The organism is Crossiella cryophila (assembly GCF_014204915.1).
GTDB lineage: Bacteria > Actinomycetota > Actinomycetes > Mycobacteriales > Pseudonocardiaceae > Crossiella > Crossiella cryophila.
In genome coordinates, this window is record NZ_JACHMH010000001.1 from 4,203,199 (window position 1) to 4,220,879 (window position 17,681).

At 70.7% G+C, this 17,681-nt stretch carries 15 protein-coding genes; 8 read left to right on the plus strand and 7 right to left on the minus strand.

The window, feature by feature from the left end:
* Positions 1-33 precede the first annotated feature (33 nt).
* Genes HNR67_RS18760 through HNR67_RS18770 form a run of 3 tightly spaced genes read left to right on the plus strand, consistent with a single transcriptional unit; the run spans position 34 to position 1,791 of the window.
* Positions 34-753 carry an ABC transporter ATP-binding protein gene (locus HNR67_RS18760; RefSeq protein WP_185003545.1) on the plus strand — a complete coding sequence of 240 codons (720 nt, stop codon included), beginning with the start codon at positions 34-36 and terminating at the stop codon, positions 751-753.
* The gene (locus tag HNR67_RS18765) at positions 750-1,421 is read left to right on the plus strand and encodes a hypothetical protein (protein WP_185003546.1); all 672 of its coding nucleotides are present in this window, start codon (positions 750-752) and stop codon (positions 1,419-1,421) included. The genes HNR67_RS18760 and HNR67_RS18765 overlap by 4 nt, the downstream gene beginning before the upstream one ends.
* A 16-nt stretch (positions 1,422-1,437) precedes the next feature.
* Entirely contained in the window at positions 1,438-1,791 is a 354-nt protein-coding gene (locus tag HNR67_RS18770; RefSeq protein WP_185003547.1) for a VOC family protein, read from the plus strand.
* Between the two features lie 49 nt (positions 1,792-1,840).
* On the opposite strand, the gene HNR67_RS18775 is transcribed toward HNR67_RS18770, so the two are convergent.
* Entirely contained in the window at positions 1,841-3,238 is a 1,398-nt protein-coding gene (locus HNR67_RS18775) for a flagellar basal body protein FliL (RefSeq protein ID WP_185003548.1), read from the minus strand.
* Positions 3,222-3,644 (minus strand): hypothetical protein, encoded by a 423-nt coding sequence (locus tag HNR67_RS18780; protein WP_185003549.1) that lies wholly within the window; start codon positions 3,642-3,644, stop codon positions 3,222-3,224. Before HNR67_RS18780 ends, HNR67_RS18775 begins: the two co-directional genes overlap by 17 nt.
* A 1,066-nt stretch (positions 3,645-4,710) precedes the next feature.
* Between HNR67_RS18780 and HNR67_RS18785 the strand changes: the two genes are divergently transcribed.
* Together HNR67_RS18785 and HNR67_RS18790 are read left to right on the plus strand one after the other, a co-directional pair.
* Entirely contained in the window at positions 4,711-6,249 is a 1,539-nt protein-coding gene (locus HNR67_RS18785) for an AMP-binding protein (protein WP_185003550.1), read from the plus strand.
* A 288-nt stretch (positions 6,250-6,537) separates the two neighbouring features.
* Positions 6,538-7,896, plus strand: coding sequence for an NlpC/P60 family protein (locus HNR67_RS18790; protein WP_185003551.1), 1,359 nt, complete (start codon positions 6,538-6,540; stop codon positions 7,894-7,896).
* A 1-nt stretch (position 7,897) separates the two neighbouring features.
* Here the strand turns inward: HNR67_RS18790 and HNR67_RS18795 are convergent, their stop codons facing one another.
* A complete protein-coding gene (locus HNR67_RS18795; RefSeq protein WP_185003552.1) occupies positions 7,898-8,818 on the minus strand; it encodes a phosphotransferase in 921 nt (306 codons plus the stop codon).
* Entirely contained in the window at positions 8,818-9,192 is a 375-nt protein-coding gene (locus HNR67_RS18800; protein WP_185003553.1) for a MerR family transcriptional regulator, read from the minus strand. Before HNR67_RS18800 ends, HNR67_RS18795 begins: the two co-directional genes overlap by 1 nt.
* An 83-nt stretch (positions 9,193-9,275) precedes the next feature.
* On the opposite strand from HNR67_RS18800, the gene HNR67_RS18805 reads away from it, so the two are divergent.
* Complete coding sequence (locus tag HNR67_RS18805) at positions 9,276-10,415, plus strand: serine hydrolase domain-containing protein (protein ID WP_185003554.1); 1,140 nt, start codon at positions 9,276-9,278, stop codon at positions 10,413-10,415.
* 181 nt (positions 10,416-10,596) lie between these two features.
* On the opposite strand, the gene HNR67_RS46270 is transcribed toward HNR67_RS18805, so the two are convergent.
* From HNR67_RS46270 to HNR67_RS18820, 3 genes are read right to left on the minus strand one after another with little or no spacing between them, the layout of a single operon-like run.
* A complete protein-coding gene (locus HNR67_RS46270) occupies positions 10,597-11,574 on the minus strand; it encodes a DMT family transporter (RefSeq protein ID WP_221489961.1) in 978 nt (325 codons plus the stop codon).
* A 52-nt stretch (positions 11,575-11,626) separates the two neighbouring features.
* Positions 11,627-12,757 (minus strand): hypothetical protein, encoded by a 1,131-nt coding sequence (locus HNR67_RS18815; protein WP_185003555.1) that lies wholly within the window; start codon positions 12,755-12,757, stop codon positions 11,627-11,629.
* Positions 12,758-12,793: 36 nt separating this feature from the next.
* Positions 12,794-13,915, minus strand: a complete 1,122-nt coding sequence (locus tag HNR67_RS18820) for a hypothetical protein (protein WP_185003556.1) — start codon at positions 13,913-13,915, stop codon at positions 12,794-12,796.
* Here HNR67_RS18820 and HNR67_RS18825 point away from each other — a divergent pair.
* Together HNR67_RS18825 and HNR67_RS18830 are read left to right on the plus strand one after the other, a co-directional pair.
* The gene (locus HNR67_RS18825; RefSeq protein WP_407645134.1) at positions 13,914-17,042 is read left to right on the plus strand and encodes an NACHT domain-containing protein; all 3,129 of its coding nucleotides are present in this window, start codon (positions 13,914-13,916) and stop codon (positions 17,040-17,042) included. The two genes, HNR67_RS18820 and HNR67_RS18825, sit on opposite strands and share 2 nt — an antisense overlap.
* Entirely contained in the window at positions 17,039-17,662 is a 624-nt protein-coding gene (locus HNR67_RS18830) for an NACHT N-terminal Helical domain 1-containing protein (protein ID WP_185003558.1), read from the plus strand. The genes HNR67_RS18825 and HNR67_RS18830 overlap by 4 nt, the downstream gene beginning before the upstream one ends.
* The last annotated feature ends 19 nt before the right edge of the window (positions 17,663-17,681 follow it).

Consider the following 17,681-nt stretch of genomic DNA (forward strand, 5'->3'; position numbering starts at 1 on the left):
ACCGGACACACCGGGGGATCGAGAGGACTGGGGATGCTGCGGCTGGAGGGGGTCGGCAAGCGCTACGGGCGCGGCCGGCTGGTGCTGAGCGAGGTGGAGCTGACCCTGCCCGGCGGGCAGACCACGGTGGTGCGCGGCCGCAACGGCTCGGGCAAGTCCACCCTGCTCAGGGTGGTCGCGGGGGTGTGTCGGCCCAGCCTGGGGCGGGTGCGCGGCAGGCCGGAGCAGGTGGGCTACGTGCCCGAACGGTTCCCGGCACACCTGCGGCTTTCCCCGCACGACTACCTCCGACACCTGGGCGCGGTGCGCGGTCAGGCCCGCGCGGTCACCGAGTCCCGGATCGAGGAGCTGCTCACCCGGCTGGCCTTCGCCGGGGAGCCGGACGAGCCGATGAACCGGCTCTCCAAGGGCAACACGCAGAAGGTCGCGGTGGCCCAGGCGCTGCTCGCGCCGTGCGGGCTGCTGGTCCTGGATGAGCCGTGGACCGGCCTGGACACCACCGCGGCCGGGGTGCTCGGCGAACTGCTCGCCGAGGCCGCCGCGGCGGGGGCGAACGTGCTGCTCATCGACCACGAGGAGCACCACGACCTGATCCACCGGGACCGCCTGGTGGAGATCGCCGACGGCCGGGTCCAGGTGTTCGAGACCAGCCACGACGACCTGGTCGAGCTGACCCTGCGGGTGCCGGCGCACCGGGCCGAGGCGCTGCGGGCCACCGCCCGCGAACTCGGCGGCGTCGAGGTGACCGGGTGAGCACGCTGACCCGCCACCTGGCGCTGCTGCGCTACCTGGCCGCCGACCTGCTGCGGGCCCAGGTCTTCTTCCTGCCCACGCTGGTGTTCCTGGCCGTGCTGGGCATGCTCAACAGCGGCGACCCCGGCCCGCCGCTGTCGAACTACCAGGGCACCGCGCTGGTCATCTATCCGGTGGCGGCCGCGCTGACCATGGTCATCTGCAACGCCGAGGACCCGGTCCAGCGGCAGGTCAGCCTGGTCACCGCGGGCGGCTGGGGCCGGGTGCTGGCCGCGCTGGTCACCCTGGCGGTGCTGGCCCTGCTGATGCTCACCGCCATCGCGCTGCTGGTGCCCCTGATCGTCAACCCGCGTCCGCAGCCACCCAGCCTGCTGCTCGCCGGGGCACTGGCGCACCTGGGCAGCGGGTTGCTCGGGGTGGCCCTCGGACTGCTGTGCGCCCGCCCGCTGCTGCACCGCCCGGTGCACGCGGTCAGCACCATCCTGCTCGGCGTGGTCCTGGTCATCTTCCTCGGCCGGATCCCGCCGATCGGCAACCTGATGACCCTCCTGGAAGGCGCCGACGGCAGACACGCCCTCGGCACGCTCGCCCTCAACCTCACCCTGTCCGCGGGGTTGCTCGCCGCCACGGTCGCCCTGGTGTTCGCACTCGGCCGTAAACGACTGTGAGACAAGGAGAACCACCATGATCCACCATGTCCAACTGGCAGGCCCGCCCGGCTGCGAGGACACCATGCGCGCCTACTACACCGGCGTGCTCGGCTGGACCGAGATCCCCAAACCACCGCTGCTGGCCGCCCGCGGCGGCTGCTGGTTCGCCGTGCCCGGCGGCGGCGAACTGCACATCGGCGCCGAGGAGGGCTTCCGGCCCTCGGCCAAGGCGCACCCGGCCTTCGTCACCGACGTGCACGCCCTGGCCGGGGTACTCACCGGCGCCGGTCACCAGGTGAACTGGGCGGACCCGGCCGAGATTCCCGGCCGGGACCGCTTCCACACCACCGATCCGGTCGGCAACCGACTCGAGTTCCTCGCCGACTGACCGGGCCTGACTGAGGCCGGGACGGGCCGCCACCCGCCCAGCCTCGGCCTCAGCGACCGAGCTTGATCAGCTCGTCGATGTCGGCGGGCTGGAGTTCGCGCAGGAAGGACAGGCCCAGCTCGGAGACCGTGGTCGCCGGGGACAGGAAGTGCTTGCCGCCCTGCTCCACCGTCACCACACCGATGTTGAGCACCGCCATGGCCAGGCGGTCCAGCACCGAGAACGCCGCCTCGCTCAGCTCGATGCCCCGCTGCGCGGCCGCGGCCTCCATCCCGGCCAGCAGCTGGTCCACGCAGACCTTGCGCTGCTGGTTCTGCACCGGGATCAGCACGCAGTCGCCCTGGCGTTCCACGGTGTACTTCTGGCCCTCGACCTGCACGACCACCTTGGTCGGGCTGATCTTCTTGCCACCGGGGACATCCGTGGTCTTGGTCTCCAGTTCCAGCAGCCGGGCCGAGGGCGGCTCGTCCGCGCTGAGTTCGGTGACCAGCACCTGACCCATGTCGTGCAGCACCGCCATCTCCTCGGCGGGCAGCAACTCGATCACCCGGGTCACGTTGAGGTCGACCGCCGCGGTGATCAGTTCCCGCACTGCCTGCTCCGGGCTGTCCGCGCCCCTGGCCGGGATGCTCTGCTGCGGCCAGGACTTCTTCGCCGCCTTCAGCCCGTTGTCGGCGATGCTGTAGAAGAAGCTGGCGTACCAGGTGCCGCCGACCTTGACCGTGGCCAGCGTCGGCTTGTGCCCGATCTCGCGGGCCACCCGCTCCAGGTCGATGGTGGTCGTCTCGGTGACCGCGGCGTTGCCCCCGCCGAGGGAGTCCATCAGCTTCTGGAACTTCTCGGTGTACACGCTGGAGGTGTTGCCCGCCTCCGGGTTCACCGTGATCCTGCCCTTGGCGAAGCTGTGCACGGTGAGCCGGTCGTTGATCTGCTGACCGGGCCCGTCGAACTCCACGCCCTCGGCCTTGACGAAGTTCTCCGGCAACTTCACCGGATCCGCCTCCGGCTTGTAGACGCCCAGGCGCTTGTACTCCGCGGCCTGCTTCTCCATCGCGTCCCGGAACAGCTTCGCCTCGCCGGGGTGCAGCCGATCCAGGATGCCGACCAGGTCGTTCTTGGCCACCGCGGCGACCAGGTCCCTGGCCACATCCGCCGGCTGCGCGACCTTGACCGGCTCACTGTTGTTGAGCGCCACGAGGGTGACACCCCCACCCAGCACCGCGACGGTGGCCACCACCGCGCCGATGAACAGCCCGGTGCGCCGCTTGCGCGGCTCCGGGATCACCGGGTCGGGCTGGGCTGTGAAACCAGGCGCGCCCGGGTAGAACTGAGACTGCTGGAACTCCGGCTGCCCGGTCCCCGGAATGGGCTCCCCCGTCAGCGGATCGACCTGCCCCGAAGGCTGCTGCGGCTGCTGAGGCTGCTGCGGATCAAACGGTGTGCTCACTAATGGTTCTCCTGTGCCTGCGATCCCTGTCGATGGGTGCGACAAGCACGGCGACACCGCCGAGAACCCCCAGCACGGCGCCCAGCACGGTCACCACAGGCCCGACCCAAACCAGGCCGAGCGCGGTCCCCCCGTGCACGTGGAACGCTGCGAATCCCCCCATCACCCCGCATATCGCCGCGAACAGGACGTTCGCTACCGCGGCGGTACGCACAAACCCAGTGACGTAAGCCACAACACAAAGCGCCGCCACAATCCCGACCCCCGGCCAAACCGCAAGCAACGGCCCCACCGCCCCATCAGCCAGCCCGGAGACCCGCCCCAGCACACCAACCGCGGCATAGCTGTCCCGCAACACCTCCCCAGACCGCAACCAAGGCAAAAACGTCCCCACCACGATCAACACCAACCCACACCCAGCCACCACCGGCCACACAAAACGCACACCCCCATGCTGACACCCCAAGCCCCAACCCAAACTCCAACCCAAGCTCCGGCGTGTTGGCCGTTGTTGTACGGAGTGTTGGCCGTTGTGGGACACCATGTTGGCCGTTCTTGTACGCCTTGGGCGATTGCGGCCGGGCGAAGCCCGAACACAGGCAGCGGGGGTGGCTTTTCAACACTCCCCGAGCGGTTCCCCCATCCCCGTCAGCCTGGAGAGGACACACCACATCCCGGCAAGCGGCCGCTCAACCTGCCGCCGCCCTAGCCACCCAACCGCAACGGCGGTCGCTTGCCGGGATGTGGTTTGGTATCGGAAGGCTGACGGGGATGGGGGAACCGTACGAGCACTGCTCTTTGCCCTTGTTCTTGTCTTTGATTTTCCCCCCCATCCTTTGATTTCTGCCCGTCCGGCGAGGACGATCTTGATCTTGATTTTCGTTCGGGTACCTCAGCAACAGAGGCCAACAGCGCAAAGATCAAGAGCGGAAAAGATGGCCTCGCCGGCCGGGCAGACCACCGGAGGGGGGAGGGCAGATCAAGAGCCGGGATGAGCAGGTTGCGGGGCGGGGTTTGGGTTGCCGGGGCCGGTTCCAGCGTGGCTCCGAGGGCTCGCGTGTTCTCCGTACGGCCTTCCGCAAGCCAACCACACCTCACCGAGCGGCCCCCGTCACCTTGGGAGGCTAGGGCGGCGGCAGGTTGCAGGGGCCACTCGGCGAGGCGCGGTCAGCAAGCTCCAGGCCGTACGGAGAACACACGAGAACCCTCGTCGTGGGGGTCTACCCCCAACCCCAAACCCCGCCCCGTCCCATAACGGCCAACGACCCGTCCCACAACGGCCAACACGGCGTACAAGAACGGCCAACACGGCGGGGGGTTGGGGTTTTGGGTTGGCTGGGGGTGACCGTTCGTCGACTGGTGGGGGTCGTTGGCCGCTGTGTCACCCGGCGGGGGGAAGGGGTGAGCTGACAGCGGGAACCCGTGCTGACTACCGTCTGTGGCCATTCGGACGAACCGGAGGAGCCTGAACGATGCGGGTACCGTTGACCGTCGCCGACTTCCTTGACCGGGCGGAGACCGTCTTTCCCACCAGCACCGCGGTGATCGACGAACCCAGCCAGCCGGCCGCGGTGGTGCCGAGGACGACCTATGGCGAGATGGCCCGGCGGGCGCGGGCCTGGCAGGCCGGGCTGGACCGGCTTGGGGTTGGCGAGGGCGAGCGGGTCGCCGTGGTCAGTCACAACTCGGCGCGGCTGCTCGAACTGTTGCACGCGGTGCCCGCCAGTGGGCGAATCTGCGTGCCGGTGAACTTCCGGCTGCGGCCGGAGGAGATCGACTACATCATCGGCCACAGCGGCGCCTCGGTGCTGCTGGTCGACCCGGAACTCGCGCCCTCGCTGACCGGGACCACCGCGCGGCACAAGTTCATCCTCGGCGACGAGACCGAGGCCGAGGTGATGCGCTTCGACACCGAGCCGCGGGCCTGGGCCGCGCCCGATGAGGACGCGACCGCCACCATCAACTACACCTCGGGCACCACCGCCCGCCCCAAGGGCGTGCAGATGACCCATCGCAACATCTGGATCAACGCGATGACCTTCGGGCTGCACGCGCGGGTCTGGGAACGCGACGTCTACCTGCACACGCTGCCGATGTTCCACTGCAACGGCTGGGGCATGCCCTTCGCCGCCACCGGGCTGGGCGTGCCGCAGGTGGTGCTGCGCAAGGTCGACGGCGCCGAGATCCTCCGCCGCGTCCAGGAGCACGGCGTGACGCTGGCCTGTGGCGCGCCCGCGGTGTGGAACATGGTCCTGGACGCCGCGCAGGACTGGGACGGCGAGATCCCCGGCCGGGACAAGGTGCGCATCGTGTGCGCGGGCGCGCCGCCGCCCACCCGCACCATCGCCCGCATCGAGGAGGAACTCGGCTGGCGGTTCCAGCAGCTCTACGGTCTCACCGAGACCTCGCCCTTCCTCACCTTCAACCGCACCCGCCCGGCCGACCTCGACCTCTCCGCCGAGGAGCAGGCCCGCAAGCTCTCCCGCGCTGGCGCGCCCGGCATCGGCGTGCGGCTGAAGATCTCCGAGACCGGCGAGGTGCTGGCCCGCTCCAACACCGTGCTCGGCGGCTACTGGGAGAACCCGGCGGCCACCGAGACGGCCCTGGAGGGCGGCTGGTTCCACACCGGGGACGGCGGCACCCTCGACGAGGAGGGCCACCTGACGATCTCCGACCGGAAGAAGGACGTGATCATCACCGGCGGGGAGAACGTCTCGTCCATCGAGGTCGAGGACTGCGTGTTCAGTCACCCATCCGTGGCTGAAGTAGCCGTCATCGGCGTACCCGATGACAAATGGGGCGAGACGATCAAGGCGCTGGTCGTGGTGAGCGAGGGCGCGCAGGTCAGCGAGGCCGACATCATCGCGCACTGCAAGCGAAAACTGGCCGGCTACAAGGCGCCGACTACAGTCGAGTTCCGCGAGTCCATTCCGCGTACGGCCACCGGGAAAATCCAGAAGTTCAAGCTTCGCGAGCCCTACTGGGCCGGTTTGGACCGCAAGGTGAACTAGACCCTTTACCGGATCGTTTCCGCAGCTCGGGGCACCTCGTGTGCCCCGAGCTTTTTTGTGCACAGCGCGTGTGCTGAATGCCTCAATCGGGCGACTTTGTCCCCAGTAAATGTGACACGTGTGAGGGATGAGGCGCGTGTTCATGTTGAGATCACTGGCGACTGGTGGGGCTGAATGTCACAGTTGCTCAGCGTGTCCGACCGCAGCCGTTCGGTACCCGGCGTGTAGGCCGAGCGGGGGTTGGCGGCCGGGCGCGACCGGCGGAGGGAAGGTTCGGAGGTGGGCGACATGCCGACACGACGGAACCTCGTCTTGGGTTTGGCGATGACCACGCTGGCGGCCGCGCTGCTCGCGGGCACGCCGGGAGTGGCGGCCGCCGTGCCACCGCCACCGCCCAATCCCAGCGACTCCGACCTCCGCGACGGCCGCGCCCAGGTCGACTCCAAAGCGGGCGAGGTCGGCAGGCTGGCCAACGAGCTGAGCCGGGCCGAGGCACGCCTGGACGAGCTGATGGCCGACGTCGAACTCCGCCGCGAGGAGGCGATGAAGGCCCTGGTCGACCTGGAGGCCGCCCAGGAGGTCGCGGACCGGGCCAAGGCCGAGGCCCGCGGCGCCCGCGCCGAGGCCGACGCCGCCGCCAAGGCCATCGAGGACCTGCGCGCCAAGGCCGACGCCTTCGTCGCCGCGACCTACCAGAACGGCAACCTGCTCGACACCACCGGCGCGCTGTTCACCGCCAAGAACCCCCAGGAGATCCTGGACCGCACCGAGATGCTGGAGCTGATCAGCGGCTCCCAGGCCAACGTCCTGGAGGTCATGCGCCGGGCGCGCACGGACAAGGCCAACAAGGACTCCCTCGCGCGCAAGGCCCTGGAGCTGGCCGAGGCCAAGCAGAACGAGGCCGAGGCGGCCAAGCGGGTCGCGGACAAGGCCCAGGCCATTGCCGTGCAGGCGGGCAGCACCCAGGAAGCGCGGGCCAACGAGATCGAGGCCACCAGGGTCGCGGTGGAGAAGCAGCTCTTCGAGGCCCGCAACCACGTCAGCGGCCTGCAGGGACAGCGGCAGCGCTACGAGGACTGGCTGGCCGCCAAGCGCCGCGAGGAGGAGGAGCGGCAGCGCCGCGAAGCCGAGGAGGCCCGCCGGGCCGCCGCGGCCGCCGCCACCCAGAACCGCCCGGCCTCCCGCCCGCAGACCGCCGCCCGCCCCACCGTCGCCCCGGCGCCCGGCCGCGGCGTGCAGATCGCGATCAACCGCGCGCTCTCCCAGCTCGGCGTGGTCTACGCCTGGGGCGGCGGCAACGGCTCCGGCCCGACCCGCGGCATCCGGGACGGCGGCGTCGCCGACTCCTACGGCGACTACCGCAAGGTCGGCTTCGACTGCTCCGGCCTGATGATCTACGCCTACGCCGGGATCGGCATCAACCTGCCGCACTACAGCGGCTACCAGTACAACTACGGCCGCCGGGTGCCGCTGTCCCAGATGGCGGCAGGCGACATGCTGTTCTGGGCCACTGGCGGACGCATCCACCACGTGGCGATGTACCTGGGCGGCGGCCGGATGGTCGAGGCCCCGCACTCCGGCTCCCGGGTGCGGATCTCGCCGGTGCGCTACGGCGGGCTGATGCCCTACGCGGTGCGCCTGGTCTGACCTAGGCGTTCGCCCGGCGCAGGCGCTCGGCCGCCTGCGCCAGGACGGCGTCGCAACACACCGGCCGGTCGCCGTGCAGTGCCTCCCAGCGGGCGTTGTGCACGGCGGGCCACAGGCTGGCCGCCCACGCGATCTCCTGCTCCGCCTTGGTGAACCGGCGTCCCCGGAGATCCTGGTACGTGGCCAGGAACGCGGCGGAACTCTCGATCGGGGCCAGGGTTGGCGGCGAGGCACTGGCGAACGTGCCGGACGCCGCACCGACCAGGGCCGCCTCCGGCTGCCAGGCCAGGCTGTCCCAGTCGTGCACGGCCCACACGTTCCCGTCGCGCCAGCGCAGGTTCTGCGCCTCGAAGTCGGCGTGGCCCAGCACGCACGGCAGGTCCGCGGCCAGTAACCGCCCGCGCGCCCGCTCGGCCGTGTCGAGGATGTGCGCGGGCACAGCGCTCTGGTCCCGTCTGTCCAGGAACGCGATCGAGGGCCACAGTCCGGAATCGCCGTGATCCCACCGCACCCAGCGCGGATTCGGCAGCGGCGGCGCGACCCGCACCTCGGTCAGTTCGGCCATCAACCGGGCGAACACCGCCGCGTAGCGGGTGGCGACCTCCGGTGCGTCGCCGCGCAGCAGGTCGCCGCCGGGCCGGGACTGCTCGGCGTGCACGGCCAGCGCGCCGACTCCGACCACCGGCGTGATCGGCAGCGGACACGGAAACCCCCGCTCCGCCAACAGTTTCTGCGCGGCCACGCAGGACGCGGCCCGGCCGTCATCCGTGCGCGCCTTCACCACGACGTCCAGCCCGCCGGCCAGCCGCAGCCCGAACACCGCCGAGAGCGACCGCCGCGCGAATCGCACACCGACCGGCTCCGCGCCCAGCACCTCCACACACCAGCCCGGCAACCACTCCGGCAACTCGCCGGGTGTCATCAGCCCTGCGCCGCGCACGGCTTTCCCGCGGCCAGCGAGGAGGCGGAGGTGGTGATGATGGCGTTGAGCCGGTCCCTGGTCGAGGTCAGACCGGTGATCTGGTCGTTGATCCGGTCCCGCTCGGTGGTCAGCCGGTCCAGCAGCTCCGGGGTCACCTCGCCGGTGAGCACGCACGGCAGGATGCCCAGGATCGTCCGGCTGGACAGCCCGGCCGCGTAGAGCTGCTGGATCAGCTGGACCCGGCCGACCGCGCCCTCCGGGTAGTGCCGCTGCCCGCTCGCGCTGCGCGCCGAGACCAGCAGCTGCTGCTCCTCGTAGTACCGCAACGCCCGCACGCTCACGCCCGTCCTGGCCGCCAGTTCGCCGATGCGCATGTCTTGCCTGTTCGGACCCACCTGTTGCCTCTTCGCACTCAACCCTTGCCTCTGACGTCAATGTCAGGTTTTAGCTTAACGGCATGACCGAGATCCGGGGCACGCACGATGCCCGATTCGAGACCGTCCGCGCCGCGTTCGCGGAGAACGTGGCCACCGGCGCGGAACTGGGCGCGTCGCTGGTGGTCGACATCGACGGCGAGATCGTGCTCGACCTGTGGGGCGGCTTCCGCGACCAGGCCCGCACCGCGGTGTGGGACGAGCACACCATCACCAACGTCTGGTCCACCACCAAGACCGTCACCAGCCTGGCCGCGCTGATGCTGGTGGACCGGGGCGACCTGGACCTGTACGCGCCGGTGGCCAAGTACTGGCCGGAGTTCGCCGCCAACGGCAAGGACGCGATCGAGGTCCGGCACCTGCTCGGGCACACCTCCGGGGTCTCGGCCTGGGAGCAGCCGGTGGTGGCCGAGGACGTCTTCGACTGGGAGCGCTCTACCGCGATGCTGGCCGCGCAGGCCCCGTGGTGGGAACCGGGCACCGCCTCCGGCTACCACATGCTCAACTTCGGCCACCTGATCGGCGAACTCGTCCGCCGGGTCACCGGCAAGTCGCTGAAGCGGTTCGTCGCCGAGGAGATCGCCGGACCGCTGGGCGCGGACTTCCAGATCGGCGCCCTCGAACAGGACTGGGGCCGGATCGCGGAGCTGGTCCCGCCGCCGCCCCTGGACTTCGACCTGGAAGCACTCGGCCCGGACAGCATCATCGTCCGGAGCCTGACCGGACCGGCGATGACCGCGGAGGTGGCCAGGACCGCGGCCTGGCGCGGTGCGGACATCGGCGGGGCGAACGGGCACGGCAACGCCCGGTCGGTGGCCAGGATGCTGTCCGCGATCACCCTCGGCGGCACCGTCGGCGGCCACCGGCTGCTCGGCCAGGACACCATCGAGGCCATTTTCGCCGAGCAGGCCAACGGCATCGACCTCGCGCTGGGCATCCCGCTGCGCTGGGGCATCGGCTACGCGCTGCCCCGCCCGGACCTGCTGCCCTGGATCCCGGAGGGCAAGATCTGCTTCTGGGGCGGCTGGGGCGGCTCGATGATCATCATGGACCTGGAGCGGCGGTTGACGATCTCCTACGTGATGAACCGGATGGCGCCCGGCATCATCGGCTCGGACCGCAGCGGGACCTACGTGGACGCGGTCTACCACGCCCTGCGCTGAGTTGTCGTCGCGGACTCAGATCCCCGGCCTGCCGCGTTCGAGGTGGGCGAAGGCGACCTCCAGGGCGGCCAGGTCGGGGATCTCCAGCATGTAGCGGGCCGGCAGCCGCCGGGACAACTCGTCCTCGGGGCGTCCCGGATCGCGGTGCTGGACCCGGCGGTGGCGGCCCGGTTGTGGCAGGTCAGCGCCGAGTTGACCGGGGTGGGACCGGAGCTGGACTGACCCGCCGGGTGCGGGCGGCCAGGAGCACCGCGATCAGGGTGAGCGCGGCGCCGGCCCAGGTGGCCAGGGTCGGCGCCGGGCCGGGGGTGACCGCGTCCAGGACCACCGCGCCGAGGAGTTGCCCGGCCACGCTGGCCAGGCCGTAGACCAGCACGCCGATCTCGCGCACGGCCAGGGTGGCCACCGCGACCACGGCGATGCCGATCATCCCCGCCAGGTAGAACCACGGTTCGGCCGGGAATGGCCGGCCCGGCCAGCCCTGCACGGCCACCTGCACCGCGAGCAGCAGGCCCAGGGTGAGGGTGGCGACCAGGAAGTTGAGCGTGGTCGCGGGCCATGGCGAGCCCGCCGCGGCGGCCACCCGCCCGTTGAACGCCGACTGCACCGCCCCGGCCGCCCCCGCGACCAGCGGCAACGCCACCAGGACGAGGGTGCTGGTGTCGCCGAAGCGGTCCAGTCCGGCCACCGCGACCGCGAGCACGCACAGCAGCGCGCCGCCGAGCCGGGCCGTGGTCACCGGTTGCACGCCACCCGGCCCGAGCCCCCACCGGTCCGCGGCCAGGCTGCCGGTGACCGTGCCCGCCACGATCGCCACGGTGAACACCGCGACCCCCAGCGAGGTGACCGTGACGCCCTGACCACCGACGATCAGCGCCCCGGCGATGCCGCCCGCGCAGTGCCACCAGCGCAACCCGCCGTCGCGCACCGCCTCCCGCAGCTTCCGTATCCCGCGCCGACCGGCCGGTAGCGCGGGCACCACGGCCAGCAGCACCAGCAGCCCGCCCGCGGTGGTCAGCAGCGAGGCGGCGAACCCGTTGCCCAGCCGGGCCCCGAACTCGCCGTTCATCCGCGCCTGACCGGCCAGTCCCACCCCGGCGAGCACGGTGGCCGACACCGCGAGCGCTCGCCGCGGCCTGATCTCCACAACTGTTGTCACGTGCACCGATTCTTCTCGGCCACACCCGGGAGCGCGCGCGGATTTCGGCCGCTCACCAGTCGCGTACCGCGTCCACCCCGGCCGCCAGGGCCTTGGTCACCTCCGGCTGGTCCGGCGCGATCGCGGCCAGCGCCTCGAACAGCTCCTCGCGTTCGACCGCGCCGATGAACGGGCTCCGGCCATCCAGGCGGTTGAACAGCTCGCCGTACTCACGCCCGATCTCGGCCAGCTGGGCCTGCCGGTCGGCGGCGTGGTCGGCGAGCACGGCCAGCACCGCGCGCCGGGTCACCTTGTACTGGTTGAACGCCTTGGCGAACCGGGTCTCGCTGATGCCGTCGCGGCGATCCCAGTCGCGCAACGGGTTGTCCCGGTTCTCCGCCACCCACTCCGGTTTGCGGGCGCCGCGGATCTCCAGGCGCACACCCTGCGGGATCTCCGGCTTCCAGCGCTTGCGGATCGCGGTGGCGTACTCGGCCGGGATGCCGTCCAGTTCGATCGCCTCGATCTGCGGAACCCGTTGCGGCAGCAGGCAATCGGCGGCGGTCATGCCGAACAGGTCGTCCAGGCGCACCCGGCGCAGCCCGGTCAGCTCGTTGAGCGCGCCCGCGTGCCGCAGGGTGCCCAGGTCGCCGCCGAGTTCCAGGCGGCGCAGGTTCGGGAACACCTCGGCCAGCCGCGCGAGATCGAGGTCCCGCACCCCGCGAACGTGCAGCCAGCGCACCTCGGGACGTGGCCCGGCCGCGAGCAGTCCGGCCAGTTCGGCCGCGCGTGGTTCGAGCCGCCACGGCGTGGGCTGCTCCTCGGTGACCCCCGCCCGCAGCCGCCTGCTCTGCGCCAGCCGGGAACCGAGGTGCCAGCCCGAGGAGTAGCCGTCATAGCCCTCGGACACCAGCAGCGGCAGCGAGCCGAGCACCCGGAAACTCCGTGGCAGCAACCACTCCTGGTTGCCGCGGGCCAGCACCTCCACCCCCGCGTCGGTGTGCCCCAGGCGCAGTGGACCGACCTCGCCCAGCTCGGCCACCGAGGACGGTTCGGGGCCGGACCAGTCCAGCTCCAGCACCCCGGCGGTCTGCCGGTCCGGGTCCAGGTCGGTGATCTGGGCCGCGGTCCACTCGCCGAGGTGCTCGCTGTGCGCGGCCACGATGTCACCAGGCGCGATCGGCCGCGGCGGCGTTGGGCTCATGTCCCGGAGCGTAGGCCGGATGGCCGACAATCGCGCTCACCAGTCGCGCACCAGCTCCACCCCCTCGCACAGCAGGTCCAACGCCTCCTGCTGCTGCTCGCCCACGATCTGCGCCAGTGCGTCGAACAGCTCCTCGCGCTCCACCGTCATGATGAATTCCCCGCGCTCGTCCAGCTCGTTGAACTTCTCGCCGTACTCCCGGCCGATCTCCACCAGCCGGGTGCGCCGGTCCGCCCCGGGATCGGCGAGCACGGCCAGCACCGCGCGCCTGGTCTGCTTGAACTGGGTGATCGACTCCTGGTACAGGGCCGCGCTGATGTCGGGCCGACCGTCCCAGTCCCGCAACGGGTTGTCCAGGTTCTCCGCCACCCACTCGGGTTTGCGGGCGCCGCGGATGGTCAGCTGCACGCCCTGCGGGATCTCCGGCTTCCACTCGCGGCGGGTGGCGGTGGCGTAGTCGGCCGGGATGCCGTACAGGTAGATCAGCTCGATCCGCGGAACCCGTTGCGGCAGCAGGCAATCGGCCGCGGTCATGCCGAACAGCTCGCGGATCTCCAGCCGGCGCAGCCCGGCCAGCTCGTTGAACGCGGCCGCGTTGACCAGCTTGCCCATCCGGCCGCTCAGACTCAGCTGCTGGAGGTTGGGGAAGGCGGCGACCAGCGGCGCGCAGTCCAGCTCGGTGATGGTGCGAACGGTCAGCCAGCGCAGCGCCGGATCCGGCTCGACCTGGCCGATCTCGGCGGCGGTGTACTCGGCCGCCCACGGCGTGACCGGCTCCTCGGTGTCCTGGGCGTCCCAGCGGCGCTGCGTGGCGAGCTGGTGCCCGAGGTACCAGCCGCTGCCGTAGGAGTTGGTCTGTTCGGGGCCCAGCAGCGGCAGCGAGCCGAGCACCCGGTGGCTGCGCGGCAGCACCCACTCCCAGTTGGTGTGCACCAGGTCGCCGGTCCAGTTGTGGTGGCTCAGCCGCAGCGGCCGGACCTCGCCCAGATCGGCCAGCGAGGTCGGCTCAGGGCCGGACCAGTCCAGTTGCAGCACCGCGGCCAGCTCCGACTCCGGGAGGAACCCGGTGATCTGGGCCGCGGTCCACTCGCCGAGGTGCTCGCTGAAGGCGGTCACGATGTCACCCGGCGCCAGTGGGCGTGGGGGAGTTGCGCTCATGCCCGGGAGGGTAGGCCGAACGACTGACATTCCTGCCGGTTCGCTAACCGGGCCGGGCCGGCGTTCGACAGACTGCGCACGGCACCGGAGGCGGGGGGAGGCTGTCATCAGCGGGCTGGAACTGCTCGACCTTGGCAAGATCATCGCGGAGAAGGCGGTGACCGCGTGGCTGCGCAGGCACCGGGCCCGCCAGCAGCGCACTGCCAGTCTGGCCGAACTGGCCGCGGCCGAACTCGCCGGTCCGGTGCAGCGGGACAAGCTCAACCGGCTGCTCGGCAACGTCGGCGGACAGGTCGCCGAACGCCTGGAACTGGTCCTGGCCACCCGGTTCAAATCCCTGCCCGGCAACGAGATCGCCGCCGCGCTGGCCGGGGCCGGGGACGCACTGGCCGAGGTCGAACTGACCGACGAGCTGCTCTTCGCCGTCGACGCCGACGGGGACAAGCTCGCCGCACACGTCCGCTCGGTCCGCCCACCGCCCAGCGGCCTGGCCGAACCCGCCGCCCAGCTCTACGACATCGCCCTGGACCAGTCCTGCCGCTACCTGACCCAGGTCATCCAGCACCTGCCCGCACTGCCACCGCGCGCCCTGGCCGAAACCCTGTCCCGGCTGACCACGCAGACCGCCCAGCTCGACGAACTCCTGGCAAGGGTCCCGCGCTCCACCCTGCACGCGCCCCGCGGCACCCGGCACGACGCCGAGTTCACCGCCGCCTACCTGCGGCACATCGAGTCCACATTGGACAGTGTGCTGCTGCTCGGACTGGCAACGCACGAACAGCCGAAACTGGCGCTGAGCATGGCGTACCTGAGCCTGAGCGTGTCCAGCACCCTGGACCGCCGCAGCCGGTCCACCCGCCGCCGCCCGGACCGGCACTGGTTCGCCGAGACCGGCGAGGAGACCACCAGTACCGGCCGGGTGGAGGCCGCGATCGGCGCCGCGGACCGCAGTTTCGTCCGCGGTGAGGCCGGTTCCGGCAAGACCACGCTGCTGCACTGGCTCGCCGTCACCGCCGCCCGCGCCGCCTTCACCGAACAGCTCGCGGACTGGAACTCCTGCGTGCCCTTCGTGATCCGGCTGCGCGCGCACGCCACCGGCGAACTGCCCCGCCCCGAACAGTTCCTCCGGGACGCCTGGCCCAGCCGCGCCGCCGAGATGCCCGAACTGTGGGTGCACCGCCGCCTCGACGAGGGCAGCGCGCTGCTGCTGGTCGACGGCGTGGACGAGGTGCCTGCCGCCCGGCGGCCGCAGGTGCACGCCTGGCTGGCCGAACTGGCCCGCGAGTTCCCGCAGGCCCGGATCGTGGTCACCGCCCGCCCCGCCGCGGCCGAGGCGAAATGGCTGGCCGCAGAGGGTTTCGCCGCGGTCACCCTGGAACCGATGAACCGCGAGGACCTCGACCAGTTCGTCGCCCGCTGGCACGAGGCCGCCCACCGCGCGCACTCCCTGCCCTGCGACCCCGCCGAACTACCCGCCGCCCAGCGCCGCCTGCGCAACCAGTTCGCCAGCCGCCCACACCTGCGCACCCTGGCCGCGAACCCGTTGCTGGCCGCCATGCTGTGCGCGCTCAACCTGGACCAGGCCACCGAACTCCCACGCAACCGGATGGAGCTGTACCGCAGGGCCCTGGAGATGTTGCTGGAGACCAGGGACGTCAAACGCGGCATCGCCGGGATGCTCGACGTGGCCCAGAAACGCGTCCTGCTGCGCGACCTGGCCTGGCGACTCACCGAGGCCAACCGCATCGAACTCTCCCGGTCTCGAGCCGAGGAGCACGTGGCCCGCAAGTTGCCCGCGATGCCCAACGTGACCGAGTCCGCGGATCGGATCCTGGACCACCTGCTGGAACGCAGTGGCGTGTTGCGGGAACCGGTGCCGGGCACGGTGGACTTCGTGCACCGGACGTTTCAGGAGTACCTGGCCGCGAGTGAGGCGACCGAGCAGGGGCGGATCGAGAAGCTGGCCTCGCAGGCGCATCTGGACGTGTGGTGGGAGACCATCGTGATGGCTTGCGGGCATGCGAAGCGCACGCAGGCGGATCTGTTGTTGACCGAGATCCTGGATCGGGCGGCGGGGGAACCTCGGCGGGCCAGGCATTTGCGGTTGCTGGCGGCTGCTTGTTTGGAGACGGTGGAGGAGCTGGATCCGGCGGTTCGGGCTCGGGTGGACTCGTTGATCGAGCAGCATCTGGTGCCGCCGCGGAGTGTTCGCGAGGCGGGATCGCTTGCCGCCATTGGGCATCGGGTGCTGCGGTACTTTCCGTCCACTGTGGACGAGTTGTCCGAGGCTTCGGCTGCGGCGACCGTGCGGGCGGCGGCCTTCACCGAGAATCAGGAAGCATTGGCGTTGCTGCGCGGATATGCGCGGGATCCGCGGCATCGTGTGCAGGAAGAGCTGGCCCAGGCTTGGCGGTACTTCGAGCCGCAGCGCTACGCCGAGGAGGTGCTGGCCGAGGCTCCGTTGCGGGACGGGGTCATTCGCGTCCGGGACGAACACCTGCTGCCGTTCGTGGACCGGCTCACCCGGCTGCGCAGCCTGTGGCTCGACCTGGACTCGGGTCGCCGCTTGGCGCCACTGGACATCATTACCGGTCTGCCCAAACTCACTGCGGTGAATCTTGAACTCCAGCACGAGACCGTTGATCTGGAACCGCTGGCCGAGCATCCACTCCTGCACACCGTGCACCTCTTTTCCACCGCGGGCTACCAGCGGCATGACGTGCTAGCCCGGTTACCCGAGCTGGTTCACCTAGCGCTGTTCCAGTACGAACCCATGGCTGATATCCGGTTCCTGCGTGCACTGCCCAACCTGTTGACCCTGTCGCTGGACCAACTCGAGCAGATCGACGACTATTCCCCACTTGACGATATGAACTCACTGCGGTCCTTGAATCTTTGGTCCCGAGTGAGTCTGGCGAGCAGTTCTGGGCGGGCCTGGCCGAGCATCCGTCGGCTGGTGTTGGGCGAGGCGGGTTCCGATGCGCTTGAACGAATTCCGGACCTGTTACCCAACCTGGAAATACTGATTATCGACCGGTGTACCGCACGCACCCTGGCCCCGCTGGAGCGGTTGTCGTTGCGGAAGTTGGATATCCGGCGAAGCGACCACAACCTGGGGAGTCCGTGATCAGCGGCGTGGAAGTGCTCAAGCTCGGCCAGACCGTGGCCACCCGGGCCGCGGCCGCCTGGCTGCGCAAGCACCGCGAGCAGAAGGAACGCGTCTCCTCCCTCGCCGAGCTGGCCGCCGAACAACTCGCCAGCCCCCTGCACCTGCGCAAGTGGGACAACTTCCTCAACAACCTCGGCCTCCAGGTCGCCGAACGCCTCGAACCCCTCCTGGACAACCGCTTCCCCGGCCTGCCGGCCAACGAGATCCAGGCCGCCATGGACGCCGCCGGGGACGCCCTGGCCGAGGTCGAACTCGCCGACGACCTGCTCCTGGGCGTCGACCTGGACGCCGACAAGCTGGCCGCGCACGTGCGTTCGGTGTGTCCGGGGCAGGTCCGGGTGGCGGGGCTGTCCGAGGACGGGGCGCGGCTCTACGAAGTCGCCCTGGACCAGAGCTGCCGGTACCTGGTCGAGGTCGTGCGCTGGCTGCCCGCCTTCCAGCCCCGCGCCCTGGCCGAGGCGCTGGGGCGGCTGGGCGCGTTGAGCGGGCAGCTCGACGAGGTGCTGGCCCGGATTCCGCGCTCCACCCTGCACGCCCCACGCGGCACCGGGCACGACGCCGAGTTCACCGCCGGGTAACTGCGGCACCTCCAGTCCA

Bases quoted from the DNA above. Each gene is read 5' to 3' on its own strand.
- HNR67_RS18815 (WP_185003555.1), bottom strand. From the start codon at position 12,757: ATGAGCCCAACGCCGCCGCGGCCGATCGCGCCTGGTGACATCGTGGCC.
- HNR67_RS18790 (WP_185003551.1), top strand. From the start codon at position 6,538: ATGCCGACACGACGGAACCTCGTCTTGGGTTTGGCGATGACCACGCTG.
- HNR67_RS18760 (WP_185003545.1), top strand. From the start codon at position 34: ATGCTGCGGCTGGAGGGGGTCGGCAAGCGCTACGGGCGCGGCCGGCTG.
- HNR67_RS18800 (WP_185003553.1), bottom strand. From the start codon at position 9,192: ATGCGCATCGGCGAACTGGCGGCCAGGACGGGCGTGAGCGTGCGGGCG.
- HNR67_RS18785 (WP_185003550.1), top strand. From the start codon at position 4,711: ATGCGGGTACCGTTGACCGTCGCCGACTTCCTTGACCGGGCGGAGACC.
- HNR67_RS18825 (WP_407645134.1), top strand. From the start codon at position 13,914: ATGCCCGGGAGGGTAGGCCGAACGACTGACATTCCTGCCGGTTCGCTA.
- HNR67_RS18770 (WP_185003547.1), top strand. From the start codon at position 1,438: ATGATCCACCATGTCCAACTGGCAGGCCCGCCCGGCTGCGAGGACACC.
- HNR67_RS18795 (WP_185003552.1), bottom strand. From the start codon at position 8,818: ATGACACCCGGCGAGTTGCCGGAGTGGTTGCCGGGCTGGTGTGTGGAG.
- HNR67_RS18820 (WP_185003556.1), bottom strand. From the start codon at position 13,915: ATGAGCGCAACTCCCCCACGCCCACTGGCGCCGGGTGACATCGTGACC.
- HNR67_RS18805 (WP_185003554.1), top strand. From the start codon at position 9,276: ATGACCGAGATCCGGGGCACGCACGATGCCCGATTCGAGACCGTCCGC.